Origin of the sequence: Novosphingobium rhizovicinum (assembly GCF_040813635.1) — a bacterium.
Taxonomy (GTDB): Bacteria; Pseudomonadota; Alphaproteobacteria; order Sphingomonadales; family Sphingomonadaceae; genus Novosphingobium; species Novosphingobium rhizovicinum.
The window spans coordinates 13176-28924 of the sequence record NZ_JBFNXR010000051.1 but is presented as its reverse complement, the minus strand read 5'-3'; the positions used below and the strand labels follow the sequence as shown (position 1 = coordinate 28924).

At 60.8% G+C, this 15749-nt stretch carries 10 protein-coding genes; 2 read left to right on the top strand and 8 right to left on the bottom strand.

Translation table 11 applies throughout. The features are described from left to right. Positions 1–78 precede the first annotated feature (78 nt). Positions 79–1443 carry a bifunctional UDP-N-acetylglucosamine diphosphorylase/glucosamine-1-phosphate N-acetyltransferase GlmU gene (gene glmU / locus ABUH87_RS13805; protein ID WP_367774555.1) on the bottom strand — a complete coding sequence of 455 codons (1365 nt, stop codon included), beginning with the start codon at positions 1441–1443 and terminating at the stop codon, positions 79–81. Positions 1444–1503: 60 nt separating this feature from the next. Here glmU and ABUH87_RS13800 point away from each other — a divergent pair, with 60 nt between their 5' ends. Further along, on the top strand, positions 1504–2175 hold the full coding sequence (locus ABUH87_RS13800) for an HAD-IA family hydrolase (protein WP_367774553.1): 672 nt from the start codon (positions 1504–1506) through the stop codon (positions 2173–2175). A 10-nt stretch (positions 2176–2185) separates the two neighbouring features. Here ABUH87_RS13800 and ABUH87_RS13795 read toward each other — a convergent pair whose 3' ends face one another. After that, positions 2186–3994, bottom strand: a complete 1809-nt coding sequence (locus ABUH87_RS13795) for a cation:proton antiporter (RefSeq protein WP_367774551.1) — start codon at positions 3992–3994, stop codon at positions 2186–2188. 145 nt (positions 3995–4139) lie between these two features. Here ABUH87_RS13795 and ABUH87_RS13790 point away from each other — a divergent pair, with 145 nt between their 5' ends. Continuing rightward, complete coding sequence (locus ABUH87_RS13790; protein WP_367774549.1) at positions 4140–5018, top strand: isocitrate lyase/PEP mutase family protein; 879 nt, start codon at positions 4140–4142, stop codon at positions 5016–5018. An 88-nt stretch (positions 5019–5106) separates the two neighbouring features. On the opposite strand, the gene ABUH87_RS13785 is transcribed toward ABUH87_RS13790, so the two are convergent. The 6 genes from ABUH87_RS13785 to ABUH87_RS13760 all read right to left on the bottom strand — a co-directional run bounded on the left by ABUH87_RS13785 (position 5107) and on the right by ABUH87_RS13760 (position 15735). Then, positions 5107–7956 carry a M16 family metallopeptidase gene (locus tag ABUH87_RS13785; protein WP_367774547.1) on the bottom strand — a complete coding sequence of 950 codons (2850 nt, stop codon included), beginning with the start codon at positions 7954–7956 and terminating at the stop codon, positions 5107–5109. Between the two features lie 91 nt (positions 7957–8047). Next, positions 8048–8845: a phosphoribosylaminoimidazolesuccinocarboxamide synthase gene (gene purC, locus ABUH87_RS13780; protein WP_367774545.1), complete on the bottom strand. Its 798-nt coding sequence runs from the start codon at positions 8843–8845 to the stop codon at positions 8048–8050. A 475-nt stretch (positions 8846–9320) separates the two neighbouring features. Then, a complete protein-coding gene (locus ABUH87_RS13775; protein ID WP_367774543.1) occupies positions 9321–11165 on the bottom strand; it encodes a response regulator in 1845 nt (614 codons plus the stop codon). Continuing rightward, entirely contained in the window at positions 11155–12021 is an 867-nt protein-coding gene (locus ABUH87_RS13770; RefSeq protein WP_367774541.1) for a CheR family methyltransferase, read from the bottom strand. The genes ABUH87_RS13775 and ABUH87_RS13770 overlap by 11 nt, the downstream gene beginning before the upstream one ends. 7 nt (positions 12022–12028) lie before the next feature. Then, entirely contained in the window at positions 12029–15139 is a 3111-nt protein-coding gene (locus ABUH87_RS13765) for a response regulator (protein ID WP_367774712.1), read from the bottom strand. Between the two features lie 317 nt (positions 15140–15456). Next, positions 15457–15735 (bottom strand): hypothetical protein, encoded by a 279-nt coding sequence (locus ABUH87_RS13760; protein WP_367774539.1) that lies wholly within the window; start codon positions 15733–15735, stop codon positions 15457–15459. Positions 15736–15749 lie beyond the last annotated feature (14 nt).

The following is a 15749-nucleotide window of genomic DNA, read 5'->3' as shown; positions in this document are numbered from 1 at the left end:
TGACGAATTATGCCTGCACTGGAACTGCACGCAAGCCTAAAAATCGTCGCCTCGGAGGAGCAAAGGAGAGTGTAGCAGCTATTGCTGCTTGTCGGCTTTTTTGCGTTTCATCGCGTCGTGGAAGCTGTCGGCCCACCCGGGTTTCACCAGCTGTTCCGCGCGCACCAGTCGCAATTCGCCTTCCGCAACATCGCGGCTCACGGCGCTGCCCGCAGCTACAATGGCGTCAGCACCGATGCGAACTGGCGCGATGAGAGCGCTGTTCGAACCGATGAAAGCGCGATCCCCGATGACAGTGCGGTGCTTGAAGTAGCCGTCGTAATTGCAGGTAATCGTGCCGGCGCCGATGTTTGCGTTCGCCCCGACCTCGGCGTCGCCCAGATAGGTGAGATGGTTGGCCTTGGCGCCTTCGCCCAGCACGGCTTTCTTGATCTCCACGAAGTTGCCGACCCGCGCGCCCTTTCGGAGGACGGTGCCGGGGCGCAGGCGGGCGTACGGCCCGACGGAGACCCCGCTTTCCAGTGTGGCGCCCTCAAGATGTGAGAACGCGTGGAGCGTCACCCCATCCGCCACTGAGACGCCGGGACCAAACACGACGTTCGGCTCGACTGTCACGTCACGCCCCAACTGCGTGTCCCACGAGAACCACACGGTTTCTGGTGCCACGAGCGTCGCCCCCTCCGCCATCGCCTGCTTGCGTCGCCGGAGCTGCCAGCGGGCCTCCGCCTGCGCGAGTTCTTCGCGTGAGTTGATGCCTGCGACCTCATCAGGATCATCGGTGATGACGACCGCGCAATACCGATTGTCGGAACTGGCGATGTTGACGATGTCAGTGAGGTAGTATTCGCCTTGAGAGTTGTCGTTGCCGACGCGGTCCAGAAGTGTGAACAGGTCGTGCGAGCGGACCGCCATCAGGCCCGAGTTGCAGAGGCGCACCACCCGCTGCTCTTCGCTCGCATCCTTATGCTCGACCATCCAGCTAATGCGGTCCCCGTCCGCGACGATACGGCCATATTGCAAGGGATCATCAGGTTCGAAGCCGAGCACGACAACAGGCGGATCTTCGACACCATGCAGACGCTCCAGCATGGCGCGCATGGTCTCGGCCCTGACGAACGGCACATCGCCATAGAGGATCAGGACGTCGCCATGGAAGCCGCTGAGGGCCTCTCGCGCCATCAGAACGGCGTGACCGGTGCCCAACTGCGGCTCCTGCAGGGCAATGGTCGCGCGCGCGCCGAGCGCGGCCTCGAGCTGCTCGCGCCCGTGACCTGCGACGACCACCTGCCGCTCCGGCGAGAGTTGAGCAGCGTTCTCCAGCAGGTGCTCCAACATCGGGCGGCCCGCGATCGGATGTAGCACCTTGTGGAGATCGCTTTTCATCCTCGTGCCTTTGCCGGCAGCGAGGATCACGATGGCGAGCGGTGTTCCGGCAGCAGTCATGTCGGGCCATTTGCCACCAAACGCTTGCCGTTTCCACAACAAGCGAGCAGTTCGACATGGATGACGGACTTCCCCTTTCGCATCGTCGGCTTCGACCTCGATGGCACCCTGCTGGACACGCACCTGGATCTGGCTGCTGCGGTAAACCACGCCATCCGGTTGGACGGCCGTGCGCCCATCGCCCCTGCCGGGGTGCGCGACCTGATCGGCGGCGGATCGCGAAAGATGTTGCTGCGCGCACTGGAGGTGACAGGTGGGCCAGTAGGCGACGAGCGGTTTGCCGAACTCTATGATGCACTCATCGCCTACTATGAGCACAATATCGCCGTTCACACACAGCTCTTCCCGGGAGCTGGTGATGCACTCTCCGACTTGGCTGAGCGCGGGGTAAAGCTCGCTCTCGTGACCAACAAGCTGGAGCGGCTTGCGTTGAAGCTGTTGGCCCACCTTGGTTTGACCGATCGCTTCTGCACAATCATGGGGGGCGACACCTTGGGGGCAGGGCGCGCCAAACCGAAGCCTGATCTATTGCTCGAGATGATCGATCGATGCGAGGGAGGGGCAGCAGCCTACGTCGGCGACAGTACCTTCGACGTCAGAGCTTCAAGGGCCGCAAGGCTGCCGTGCGTGGCGGTTAGCTTCGGCTTCAACGACCTGCCCCCTGAGCAACTGGAGGCCGACGCCGTGATCGATCATTTCAGCGCCCTCGTTCCTACGCTCCTGCGTTTATAAGCCTTTGCGTTCAGGCCTTGGACTCGTGCTTGGCTCTTCGCTCCTCAGCGGTCTCCGGCGGCGAGAAATAGATGATTTGATCGCCCTCACGAGCGCTGGGAGTGCGCACCGAGGAATAGAGCTCGTAAGTCCCGTCCTCTCTTACGACTGCAAACGGGAGCGCTCTTGCATCCAGGTTGGCCTCGAAGTCGCCGAGATCGAACTGGCCGGTGATGCGGGTGCGGCTGAATACCCAGTCCTCGGCCATGTGCGTCTGTAGCTCGTAGATGTCGACCGGCCCACGAAACAGCGTCCCGCCACGCGGAACCGTCATCCCCTCACGACGGTCCGGCGCAACCTGCAGGACCGCATCGTAGCCGAGTTCCGGGCCGAGTTCGGAGCAAACCAGCGCGTTGTAGGCGTCGCTATCCGAAGTAGCGAGAACGTGGCGGTAGTCGGCCCAGTCGAACTGGTGGCTGAAACTGTCCGAAAGCACGTCCCCGCGGTACGCAGTAAGCTCGGCTCGGGTCGCGTGACGAAGCGAGAAACGGGAGTTGTCGATCATGGCGACTTCAAGCCCGGCCTCTTTCATCGCGGCAGCTGCCGCGGCAGACCATGCATTGATGCCGATGAACATCAGAGCGTTTCCTTTGCCGCGCTCGATCCCAAGGAACCGGGCCCAAGGTGCCGCAGTGAACCCATGGGCCACGATGGTCCCGATTGCACTGACGAAAGCCAGTGGCACCAGCAGTTCAGCGCCCGCTACGTTGTTTTCCGTCAGGCGAAGCGCAAACAGCCCAGTGATGGCAACGGCTACGATCCCGCGCGGCGCCACCCACGCAATGAACAATCGCTCACGCCAGGGAAGCGAACTGCCCAACAGCGAGATGAGCACGGTGACCGGGCGAGCCACGAACATCAGCAAGAACAGGAACAGGCCGAAACGCGCCTGCAGCCGTTCGACGACGCTCCAGTCGAGCGTTGCGGAAAGGAGGATGAAGACGCCCGAAACGAGAAGGACCGTAAGATCTTCCTTGAAGCGCCTTAACGCACCGCTCGAAAACGTCCTGCGGTTGGCAAGCACCACACCCATCACGGTAACGGTGACGAGACCGCTCTCATGCTGAACGGTATCTGCCAGCACAAACGCTGCAATCACGAGGACGAGCAGTAGGGGGGCCTTGAGATATTCCGGGACATGGCCGCGAGGGAAGGACCATGCGACCAGTCTTCCGAGGCCATAGCCAAGGGCAGCAGCACCGGCCGTCGCACCCAGAACGGTAGGAATCCCTCCTGGCGCAGCCTCTCCGTTCGCGAAGGTCATCTGTGCGAACACCGCGATGGCGAGCAGGGCGCCGATCGGATCGTTGATGATCGCTTCCCATTTCAAGGTATCTGCTACACGGCGAGGGACCTTGATCGCGCGCAACATGGGACCGATCACGGTGGGACCGGTGACTACCAGGATGCCGCCGAACAGCGCCGACAGCTCCCAACTCAGCCCCGCACCTATGCGGACGGCAAGCGTGCTACCCAGCCACCCAAGCGGCACGCCAAGGAATATGAGGCGTTTAACCGCACTGCCCGCCTCTCGCAGATCTCTGAAATTGAGCTGCAGGCCGCCTTCGAAAAGGATGACCGCGACAGCCAGTTTGATAATCGGCTGCTGCAACTCACCGAAATCCCGAGCCGGATTGACGTAGCCGGTGACAGGGCCGGCCATGATACCGGCGGCAAGCAGGAAGATGATGGCTGGTCTTCCGGTCCTCCAGGCGATCCACTGGGCTGCGGCGCCCAGAACACCGATCAAGGCAATCTCGATCATCAGGGATTCGTGCAAGAGAACTCCTGTAAAGCCGCTCTGGCCGAATTGCCCGCGTTGCTCATAATGGGCGAGATGCTTGCGCGTTGCGCGACAACATGCAACCGGAAGCGTGAATGATAGTTCCGCGCTGCCGTTCACAATAACACAGGGAGACACAACGATGCCCACACCCGGAGAGAAGCTGAGAACTCTGCTCGAGAGCGGCGAGCACTTCGTCGCAGCTGAAGCTTACAGCGCGCTGACCGGGCGCATCGTTGAACATGTGGGATTTAAGGCTGCTTACCTGGGCGGCCATGCATGTTCGGCATTTCACTACGCCGTACCCGACAATGGGGTGTTCAGTCAGGTGGAGCAGATCGAGCAAGCAGGTCGCATCGCGCAGGCGATGGGCATCCCGTTGATTGCCGACGCCGACACACTGGGCGAGACGGTTGCCGATGCCTACCACTTTACGCGCCGCTATGTGGCCGCTGGGATTGCGGGCTATCACGTGGAAGACGAGGTCAATCCGAAGCACTCCAAGCACGTCAACGGCCTGTGTTCCATCGAAGACATGCAGTTGCGGATCGAGGCAGGCGTCAAAGCGCGTGGCGACTCCGGCCTCGTCATCATCGCCCGTTGCGATGAGCTCTACACGAGCGAAAACGGCGGTGGAGGCACTGGCTCGATCGAGGAAGCGATCAAGCGCGGGAAGGCATATGCTGAGGCCGGTGCGGATGCGATCGTATTTGCGAGCGCTCCGCCAGAACAACAAGCTGAGGTAATCCCGCACATGACCATTCCGGTCTGCACGCTGGGGTTCAACTTGCCCGACACGGCATTCACGCTGTCAACGGGTTGGGGCTGGGTCACGGCCGCAGTTAATCACCTGAAGATGGCTCGTGAGCTGATGGAGACCGGCAGCGTCGGTAGCGCCATGAACGCCTTTGCCAACTTCCCCGAAAAATACGATCTGATCGAGCAGACGCTTTATGACGACCTTATCGTCGAATGGGCGGAACGCACCGGCAGGCCGACACGTCCCAACCACGCTCGTTGAAGTCTTTCTCAAGATGATCGTTTAGGATCATCGGCTGGGGAAATGACGCCCGAAGATCTGGAGTGTTTCCGCTCAAGGTGGAAACGCTCTAGAGCGGGCGGGGCGGCGGAACACCCTCAGGAAGAACCAGGATCTCAAGCGCTGCCTCGGGATCAAGGTAGCGGCGGGCGACAGCTTGCAGATCCTCTGGCGTGATCGCAAGCAGCCGCTCCTTGGCCTTGGCGTGTCTTTCCAGACGCTCGGCCTCGCTCTGCGCACGATCGACAAGAGAGAGCCATCCCTCGTTCGACTTAAGAGCATTTTGCAACGCCTCCAGCAGAGGCTGGCGTGCGCGTTGCAGTACATCCTTGTCAGTGGGCTCATCCCGCAGATCCAGAACGGCTTCTTTCATCGCGAGCCGAGCCGCAGGAACATCATGGACGTCCAGAGAAGCTGCAATCGCGAAGGTCCCATATCCCGGCCAATGACGTGAGGGCGTACTCGACGCTCCGGGAGAGTAGGCCTTGCCCAATATCTCGCGCAGGCTCTCGGTGAGCCTGATCCGCATCACGCGCTCGAGCAGGGCGAGCTCTAGCGTCTCCCGCGGGTCGGCGTCGTCGCGCGTTGGCCAGGTCAGCCGCAAAAGAGCCTGATCTGCGGGTCCCGTGTGGCGGACGATGCGAGAGCTTCGGTCTGCCGTAAAGCGGCGGGGTGGCTGCTCTTCCGTCGAGTGAAACTGCCCTTCGCGAGCGGGGAGGGCGCCGAAGGTGGAAGCGACGAGGGCAATGACCACGTCTTCATTGATATCGCCTACGACGCCGATCTCAATGGCCCCCTTGGCGAGCCGCCCCGAGATGTCTTGCTTGAGCTTTGCAAAGCTCAGCGCACGGTAGGCGTTTACGTCCTGTAAAGTGAAGCGAGGGTCGCGGCTGGAGAGAATGCCTCCGAGCTCCGCGCGCAGTGCCGAGTTGGGGGTCGCGCGCAGCTGTTCGAAGTAGTTGTTCATGTTGTGCCGGTACTGGACTTCCCCTTCGGGTCTGTAGCCCGGGTCTGTGATGAACGCCGCCCAGAGCTGCAGCTGAAGCTCAAGATCGCTTGGGGTCGTGACAGCGCGCGCATCGAATGTTGTCTCGCCTGCACTCATGCTCCCTGTCACGTTGCGTCCCGCGAGGATCGTTTGCAGGTCATCCGCGCTATGCTCACCCAGCCCACCCTCAGGGAGGAACGGCACCATTTCCGTTGCGAGTGGATTGAGAGGGGTATCCAGTCGATCGCCTCCATCCACGGCAAGGCTGAGGCGCACGCGATCCTTCTCGATCGCGGTCTTTTTCAGGTTGAGCATGACGCCGTTCGCAAAACGCACCTGGCGAATGTCCAGTGTAGGCTCGCGCCGGTCCGACACGACGACGCCGGCGGGCCCGAAGTCGGTGTAGGCGAAGCCGGCCAGATCGGTTGAGCTCTGCGTTTCCACCTCGGCCTTGATCGCCTCCTCCCAAGCTGCGCGTATGGCATTGACGCCGCCCGCGGGCTGGTGCCTTCCTCGAAAGCGGATCAAGGGTTCGTGCAGCGGGATTGCCTCCCACTTGAGCGCCGCGAGAACGGCCTCCGGCGTGATCTGAGGTGCGAACTGTCGAAACCGGTCAAGCGCATCTCTCGGGTGTGTCGGGATCTTTCCTTCGGAAATCAGCGCCAGAGCTGCGCCAGCAAGGGCGCCATTGGTACGGGTCGAGGCCGAGCCGGCCGCACTCTCAAGCGAAGTGCGAAGATTCGCCACTTGCTCCTCCACCTCAGCAGCGCTGAAGCCATAGATCAGCGCACGCCGATATTCCCGAGTGGCGGCGATCATGCCGCGCCGCCACTTCCGGTCCACAGTATCGACAATTAGCCGTGTAGAACGCGCCGCTTCGAACACATCACCGGTTCCGAACCCTGCGCCGCGAAAGGGGGGATCGGCTTGTCGCGAGAGACGCTGCAGCCGCCGATTTACGATGGCGTATCCTACGCGCCGCAGCAGATCCTCCTGCCGCTGAGCGACCGTATCACGCTCATCGAGCCAAGGCCCGTTGCGCGCGATGGTGATGCGTTCGGACACTGCGGGATCGACATAGATCGTGGTTCGATCCTTGTCCTTAGGCGGCACCGGACCAGCATCAGGCTGAGCTCTGGACCTTTGCTCACGCCAGTCTGCGAAATGGGCGCGGACGCGCGCCTCCACCAGTTCGGGGTCGAGATCACCAATGATTATAAGTGTAACCTTATGCGGCACATAGCCGCGCCGATAGAAAGCCTGCAGCTTTGCAGCCGTTGCCTGCTCGAGCGTAGAGGCAATGCCGATGGGATAGCGTTTCGCAAACCGAGCCTTCGGGTAGAAAAACTGCGTGTTCGCAATCGTATCCCGCATCTGCCAGGTGTTTCGATCGCGCATCTCGGCAAGTATGACACCGCGCTCCCGGTTCACAGCTTCAGGGGCGATGGTGAGTTCGCTGGCGGTCTCACGCATAAGCATGAGCGCGATTTCAAGAAGTTCAGTATCGTTGGTTGGCAGATCTAGCTTGTAAATCGTGCGGTCGAAACTGGTGGAAGCGTTCGTATCCGCGCCAAACGCCAGCCCGTACCGCTCCAGCAATCGCACCATTCCACCCTCGGCAACGCGGGTGCTGCCGTTGAAGGCCATATGTTCGACAAAGTGAGCGTAGCCGCGCTCTGCCTTCCGCTCGTCAAGTGATCCGACGGCGACATCCATCCGAACCAGCGCAGTTCCGGCGGGATTGCTATTGCGGCGGATGATGTAGCGCAGGCCGTTGGGCAACTGCCCAAAGCGAAATGCCGGGTCAGGCGCGATGTCGCTCGTTTCGAAGTCCCAGCGATCATCCCTCTTGGCTTCTGCCTCGCCCGCGAGGAACGGTGCGAAGAAGAGCATCAGGAATGCGACGAGAAGAACGGGGCGGCGCGCACTCATTGGTGGCAAATCGGCTGAGTTGATCATCCCGAACGAAGCGCATGGCCTCGGGCGCTGCGCCGCTTGCACCAGCGGCGCAGCGCGAAAGGCGCTACTTGCTAGTCTTGCTGTTGCGAAGCTTGCCTCGGTGAGCCGTAAGGTCGAAGACCTCGCTCGGGCCGGGATCATCCTGAAGTACGCCCAGTCTGCGCGCCACTTCCTGATAGGCCTCTTCCTCGCCTCCCAGATCGCGGCGGAAGCGATCTTTGTCGAGCTTCTCACCCGTGACCATATCCCACAAGCGACAGCCGTCAGGGCTGATCTCGTCGGCAAGAATGACGCGGCTGTAATCGCCGTCCCAGATGCGACCGAACTCAAGCTTGAAATCGATAAGGCGGATATTGATCGCCGAGAACATGCCGCACAAGAAATCGTTCACGCGGATAGCCAACGACGAGATGTCCTGCATCTCTTCGTTCGACGCCCAGCCGAAACAGGCGATATGCTCTTCCGCAATGAGCGGATCGCCCAGAGCATCATCCTTGTAGTAATACTCAAGCAGCGTGTGCGGCAGGGCCTCGCCCTCGGCAATGCCGAGACGCTTGGAGATGGACCCGGCTGCGACGTTGCGAACAACGACTTCGATCGGGATAATCTCAACCTGGCGAACAAGTTGCTCGCGCATGTTCAGGCGGCGGATGAAATGGTTCGGCACGCCGATGTGATTGAGGCGGGTGAACACATACTCGCTGATGCGATTGTTGATCACGCCCTTGCCCTGGATCGTGCCCTTCTTCTGCGCGTTGAACGCAGTAGCATCATCCTTGAAGTACTGGATCAAAGTGCCCGGCTCTGGACCCTCATAGAGGATCTTGGCCTTGCCTTCGTAGATCTGGCGCCTGCGGGACATGGGCAATCCTTACTCAAACCTGACTTCACAAAAAGCGGACCCCGGCACCAGCAGAGCGCAACAGATGCGAACTGCTCGGCCGGGGTTTCGCCGATGGCATATAAGCTACCGGCCCTGAAATGCAAAGCTGCTCAAAGCAGGGAATTACCAGATATAAACTGTCGTAGGGCGTATGCCGTCACCGGGCTGATGCAGGCACACCAGGACGCGCTGCTGCTTTAGCGCCGGCCAAACAGCCGCTCGAGAAAGCTGGGCTCCTGCATCGGTTGCACCGGGCCATATGTCTGGTGCCGGATATGGGCGTCAATGTAGGGACGGGGAAGTACCGACTCATGCGGCCGGCTCGACTGATAGCGTGCTGAGATCACGGTCCTGCTCCTCGGAATGAATGCCGTCGAACAGTGTGAAGAATGCGCCAGAAGCCCCGGTTGTTCCCGTACGCCACTTGCAATTCGAAATGGTTTGTAGGATCCAGTCAGGCTTTCGCTAATTGTCTCGACGCCATCTCCATCGCCAGTTCGGCAACAAGGGTGCAGACCTCAGAAACGACGAACGGTTTTGTGATGACCGGCCGGGCGGCGTGCTCCTCCGGAAGATGCTCTGGTCCATAACCGCTGACGAAGGCGAAGGGCGTTGCACGCGCAGCGAGCTCGTCCGCCACTCGATCGATCCGTTCCCCGTTGAGATTGCCGTCCAGCAGAGCCAGATCGGGACATTCGTCTCTTATCAGATCGAGAGCATGATCGCAGGAGGCAGCCGGGCCGAGTGGATGAGCGCCAGCTTCTTCCAACTCGACCATCAGTTCCATGGCCAAAAGCGGCTCATCCTCCACAACCAGCACCCGCAGTCCTTGTGGTAAGGAGAGGGGTCTGCTCCTGCCCCCTGTTTGAGGCTTACTGCCGTCGCGAGCGGAAGGTAGCCGCTCCTCGGCCGCATCGGCGCGTGGCAGATTTTCGAGCGGCAGGATCATACGCCAACGCACGCCTTCTTTGGCATATTCGACTTCGATTTCTGCTCCCTCACCAGCGAGGCTTCCGTTTACGAGGGTTGTCCCGAAACCCTTACGCTCTGGCTCCTCCACTAGCGGTCCGTCGTGCTCGCTCCAAGTAAAAGCCAGCGCGCCATTCTCAAGAGACCAGCACAGCGAGACGAACCCGCTTTCGTTCGACAAGGCGCCGTACTTGTGGGCGTTGGTCGTCAGTTCGTGAAGCACGAGGGCAAAGCGAAGAGCCAGTTCCGGGGGCAGATCGACGTTCGGTCCGCCAAGCCGCAGCCGATCGTCGGATATAGCGCCAATTGCCACTTGGTCGGCAATGAGGCTGCGAAGGCTTGCCCGTTCCCAGGTCGTGGCGCTCAGAAGGGAGTGTGCCCGCGCAAGCGCCTGTATACGCCCCGTAAACGCGTCACGGAACTCATCTTGCGAGCGCGCGTGCCGGAAGCCTTGGGCTGCGATCGCTTGCACGGTGGCCAGCGTGTTCTTCACGCGGTGGTTCAGTTCGCCAATCAGAAGACGCTGCGTCTGCTCGGCCTTGTGCCGAGCCGTCACATCCAGAACCTGGAGCATGGCGCTGCGCGCCCTGGCTCCAGTGCCGGCGAGGGATGAGCAGTACCACTCCGCCTCCCGCAGGCCCCCGTCAGCATGCAAGTAGCGATGCTCCTGCATCTCACGTTGATCCTCGCCCGAGAACAGCCCTCCGATTGCTTCCAGAAAAGCGCTGCGATCCCCATCCGGGAGGAAAGATGCTTGGCCGAGCCGCTGACCGAGCATCTGGCCCGCTGGATAGCCGAACAGACGCTCCGCACCTCCTGCCCAAGTCACAATCCGCAGATCAGCGTCTAGTTCGATCACCGCAAGTGGGGAGTTGTCATCGTGCGCGCGCAAACGCCCTAGCGCGGAAGCAAGCTCGTCACGCTGGCGCGCGATCTCTCGTCGCTGACGGGCAAGCTCGACGAAAACGGCAACCTTCGAGTTGAGCACGTGAATGTCGAGCGGCTTGAGGAGATAGTCCACGGCGCCCGCTTCGAAGCCGCGGAACTTCCGCCGTTCGTCCGTTGCTACTGCTGTCAGGAAAATGATCGGCACAGAACGGGTGCGTTCAGTTCCGCGCATGAGCTCGGCAAGCTCGAACCCGTCCATCTCGGGCATCTGCACGTCCAGGAGGGCGAGGGCGAAATCGTCGCGCAGCAGTAGCTCGAGGGCGTCCAATCCATTGCTTACGGTCACGAGTTCCGCCCCCGGCTGATCGAGTGCGGCCTCCAGGGCGACGAGGTTCTCCTTCACATCGTCTACTGCGAGAATTTTGATCGTGTCACTCCGCAAGGGTCAACTCCCCCGCCGCGGCCAGCGCATTGCGGCGATAGATTTTCTCGGAGGGTGCAAAGTCGGCGAACAACTCAGCATGGCGCGAGAAATGTATCGTTTCCTTCGATCCCAGGCCCAGAAATCCGCCGGGCGTTAGCGACTGCGCGAACAGTCCGAGCGCGCGATCCTGCAGGGGCCTGTCAAAGTAGATGAGTACGTTTCGGCTGGACACCAGCTGTACCTCCGAGAAAACGGCGTCGCTGGCAAGGTTATGATCTGCAAAGACGGCACGTCTGCGCAGTGCCGGGTCGAAGCGCGCCGCACCAAAGGCTGCCGTGTAGTAATCCGACAGCGAGGCACGCCCACCCGCCGCCCGGTAATTTCGCGAGAAGCCGGGCAGCCGGTCGATCTCGAAGATGCCTGCCTGTGCCTTCTCAAGCGCGGCGGTGTTGATGTCGGTGCAGTAGAACAAGGTTCGTTCCGCCAGCCCTTCCTCATGAAACAAGATGGCAAGTGAGTAGAACTCCTCGCCATTTGCACAACCGGCAATCCACACTTTGATCGTTGGCCAGGTCCGCAGATGCGGCACGACCTTTTCCCTAATGGTCCGGAAGTACTCAGGATCGCGGAACATATCGGAGACCTGGATCGTGAGGAAGCCCAGCATCACGTTCAGGCTTGCAGCGTCTCTAAGAACTCTGTGCTGTAACTCGGACAAGCTCTCGCAGCCAAAATGGCTTTGTGCGCGGACGAGGCGACGCTGCAGCGATCCGCGTGAATAATCGCGAAAGTCATACTGGTATCGGCGCCAGATCGCCTCGACCAAGAGGTCGATCTCGATGTCCTCGACCGGCTCTGGAACCAACTTCACCATATCTTCCTCAACGCGGCATCCATACGCGGACGAGGCTGAGCAGCTTGTCGACATCGAGCGGCTTCGCCAGATAGTCGTTCGCGCCGGCGTCGAGACAATCTTGATGATCCCGCTCCATTGCCTTCGCCGTAAGGGCGATGACCGGGAGGTCGGACCACTGCTCATCCTTGCGAATCTCTCGCATACACGTAAGCCCATCCATCTCGGGCATCATCACGTCCATGAGTACCAGATCGACCGGTCGGCCATCGCCATCAGCAGATCTGGCCAGTTCTGACAGCGCTTCCAAGCCATTGCGCGCGATGCGCACTTGAACACCATGCGGTTCGAGCACGCTGGTGAGCGCGTAGACGTTGCGGATATCGTCCTCCACGACCAGGATCTGTCGTCCTTCCAAGGCTGCATCGCGGCCGAGGGACTTAGCGAGCATCTGCTGCTGCTCGGCAGGCATGTCCGACACCACCTGGTGAAGGAAGAGCGTTACCTCGTCGAGAAGGCGCTCGGGGCTCTTGGCACCTTTCACGATGATCGACTTCGAATAACGCCGCAGGCGCATCTCTTCCTGAGATGACAGATCTCGACCTGTGTAAACGATAACCGGCGGAAAGCCGACGCTTTCGTCGCTCGACAATCGTTCGAGAAGATCGAGGCCCGGCATGTCGGGCAGGTTCAGGTCCAGCACCATGCAGTCAAACGTCTCACTGCCAAGTCTATCAAGACAGGCGGCAGCGCTGTGCACCTCGACAGTCTCGACGTCGCGTGAAGCCAGCAGATGGCGAATGCTCTCAGCCTGGTTGTGATCGTCCTCTACGACCAGCACCCGACGCAGGCGCTGGTCCATCCGAAGCTCAAGCCCTTCAAGCATTCCAAGCAGGTCGTCACGGCTCACCGGCTTGAAGAGATAACCCACTGCGCCACTCTCAAGTGCGGCCCGGTCGTCCTCATCAGCCGAAACGACATGAACAGGAATATGGCGCGTGCGTGTATCGCGCTTGATCCGGTCCAGCACCGAAAGGCCGGTATGGTCGGGTAAATGCATATCCAGAATGACAGCATGAGGCAGATATTGCCGCGCCAGCAACGCTCCCTCATCGGCAGTGCCCGCGATCAGACACTTGAAACCAACCTCGTGAGCGATGTCGCAAAGGATACGGGCGAACGAGTGGTCGTCCTCCACGATCAGGATAACTCGGCAATCCCCGGTAAGGGTTTCACGATCATCGATGACCGACATTCCCTTCGTCCGCCCCTGAGTCGGCGACGGGGAGGGGGCAGGTGCCGGACGTCGCACCACAGGTTCCAGCCCGCCCGCCATAACGCTGTGGCCGAGTTGGAAACTCACCGGAACTTCTACAGTAAACGCGCTACCCTGACCCGGAGCGCTTGAGAGCCGAATCTCACCGCCCAGCAGTTGGGCCAGTTCGCGCGAGATCGACAGGCCGAGGCCGGTCCCGCCATGCTTGCGGCTGATACCGCCTTCGGCTTGCCGGAATGCCTCGAAGATCGCTGCGTGCTGATCGGCAGGAATGCCCGGACCGGTATCGCGGACAGTGAATGACACCCGATCTGTCGCCGCAGACGCGATCTCGACTGAGACCATGCCGTGATCGGTAAACTTTATCGCATTTGAGAGGAAGTTGCGGAGGATCTGCTCAAGACGCTGGGAGTCGGTCTCGATCTCTGAGGGCAGGTCCGGGGCGGTATCGATGACAAACTTGAGGCCCTTCTTCTCTGCGAACGGAGCAAAGCCAGCGCGTAGTTTGCTGACCAACGAGGCCAGGCTAACCTGGCGCGGTTCAAGTTCGAGACGGCCAGCCTCGATCTTCGAGATATCAAGCACGTCGTTGATCAACGTGAGCAGGTCGTTGCCTGAAGTTTCTATGGTTCCAGCAAAGCGGACCTGCTCTTCGGAGAGGTTGCCCTGGCGATTATCCGCCAAAAGCCGGGCCATGATGAGCAGCGAGTTCAATGGTGTACGCAGCTCATGGCTCATGTTCGCAAGAAACTCGGACTTGTACCGACTGGCCTGCTCGAGTTCGCTTGCCTGCGCCTTCAGCGTCGCCTGCGCGCGGGCAAGTTCGTCGCGTTGCGCCTCGAGCGAAGCGGTCTGCTCCTCCAGCTGGACATTGCTCTGCTCCAGCTCGGCTTGTTGATCTTCCAACTGCGCCTGAGATTCGAGAAGTTGCTTGCTCTGGGCTTCGAGTTCGTCGTTCGTGGCGCGTAGTTCCTCGCTCTGGGTCTGCAGTTCCTCGGCTTGTTGCTGCGTCTCCGCTAACAAGGACTGTAGGCGGGCGCGATACTTCGCCGACCGCAGGGTCGTGGAGAGGGAGGCGGAAACCAGGTCGAGAAAATCCGGCGCATCGTCCAGGCGAGTTCCGCGCTGTCGCAGAAAGCCGATTTCAACAATCGCGTCGACGATGCCGTCGCTCATGATGGTCCCAACCACCATTGCCTCGGGCGAAGCGCTCCCTAGGGCGCTACCGACAGTGAGATACCCCTGCGGAACATCGAGGATGATGCGTCCCTCACCGGAACGGATTGACTCAGCGAGCAGGCCGTCGTGCTCGCCTAGCTCCTCTGGAATAACTGCTGCGTCGGGCACGCCATAGGTTGCGCTGCGACGGAATACCCCAGCGTCCCGAACGTAGATCACACCTGCGGAAGCGCCGAACCGTTCCGTCAGGCAAGCCAGAATGGCCTTGGAGACCTCGGCCACTGTGAGTTCTCCCGCTGTCAGCTTAGCCAAGGCTACCTGGCTTTCCCTCAGCCACTGCTGGCGCCGGTTTGCGAGCCGGTACGAGATGAAGATCATGCCGATTGCAGCGAGAACGAGGTTTGCCGCGCCACCGACCGTGCGGTTGAAAAGCGCCACGCTGGGGTCGATGCCTGCGGGAGCGACGACAAAGCCAATGCCGCAAAGAGCGGCGCCGGTGAGGGCGGTTCCAAGCGGTGCAATTCGGTGCTGCGCAAGAAACGCCAGAACGGTGGGGATCAGGTAGGTGATCCACAACGCCCGCCCCAGCGGGGCATTGATGTCCGCGATAAAGGTCGCACCAAGCAGGACCGGTAGAAGGATGTAGAGCAGATATGCGGGATCATAGCCCTGTTTGGCCGGCATCATCGATCTCTGGGGATTGGGAGGAGGCCACGGGACCGCGCTCCCCGTACCCCGCGACCCACCTCAACCGGTTTTAAACGCAATTGCTCGGGCATGGTTCCCTGAGCGCGTTCAAACCCTTATTGTGCCTTACCCGGGTGAGGGCGCCGACGCAAAGCCCGAATGGTTCACAGGTCCAATCGACGAGCCCAGGCCACGAGCAGGGCGAACGCGGCCATCCAATTGGCCTTGGAGAGCCGAGCGCCTGATGGGTTCCGGCTGGCGCGCAGTAGGCGCCGATCGGATGAGCGCCTGCTTGAAGTCCTCGTCTCTTCCGGTCAGGCCAAAACTCGTATGATCAGGCCGATGATACCCGCAATAAGCAGCCACAGCGCCAGGGTGAGCCCCACAATCACCGCAACACGCTGCCGAACAGGCAACTTTGTATCGCTTACGCTCTCGTCGTACGATGCCGCCAGGCGACGCTGAAGATCCCGCGCGTATCGCTCTTCCGCCGTGAAGTCTCCAGCAAGAAGCTCCCGATCTTCGATCCGCTTTTCCCGTGAGGAGGGATGTGGCTCTCTTTGCTGGAAGGCTTCGATATTTGGTTTAGGCACAGGCAACCCTCTAT